Below are 575 nucleotides of genomic sequence, written 5' to 3'. Positions count from 1 at the left end.
GAAATTTGCCTAAGCCAAAGTATGAAGCTGCGAGAGCTATCACTGATGGATTGTTGTCTATGGCTGGCAATGGAGAGTTGAGCAATAGACAAGATTTGGTAAACGCGCTTGAAGGCGTTGGTTTTTCGGTTGTTAGACAAACCAAAAAAAGTATTTCCATATCCGACCCAGAAGGCGGTCGAAACATTCGATTGAAAGGGCTGATTTATGAGCAAGATTTTAAGTTTGGCGCAGGACTTCGAGAAGAAATCGAAACAGCAAGCGCACGATACAGAGCAACGTCTCAAGAGCGAATTCGAGAGGCACGAGACGTTTATAGAACAGGCGTTGAGATCAAGCGAGCAGAAAATCAAAGGCGACATTCGCGCCCAGAACCAACGCATGAGCGCATTAGTTTTGAAAAGTTGGCTTTGGATAGTGCTGAGCGTAGTGCTTGTTTTGGTCGCTTGTTCGAGCGTGATTTGGTGGCAGGGAATAATCATCGCCCAGAACCAAATAGAGATCAGCAATCAGCAATCGGCACTGAAAGTACTGGAATCCAAAGGTGGGAAAATCCACCTGAACTTGTGCGGAGA

The 575-nt window shown here is 45.9% G+C and carries 1 protein-coding gene; it reads left to right on the top strand.

The window, feature by feature from the left end; genetic code table 11:
- Positions 1 to 207: 207 nt before the first annotated feature.
- Positions 208 to 575 (top strand): MbeB family mobilization protein (locus BCT34_RS22630; protein WP_241906882.1); only part of this gene is annotated, 368 nt, incomplete at its 3' end.

The sequence above is a fragment of the Vibrio sp. 10N.261.45.E2 genome, assembly GCF_002875705.1.
Lineage (GTDB): Bacteria > Pseudomonadota > Gammaproteobacteria > Enterobacterales > Vibrionaceae > Vibrio.
The sequence above is the reverse complement of the archived record's forward strand: the minus strand, read 5'-3'. Positions and strand labels throughout refer to the sequence as shown.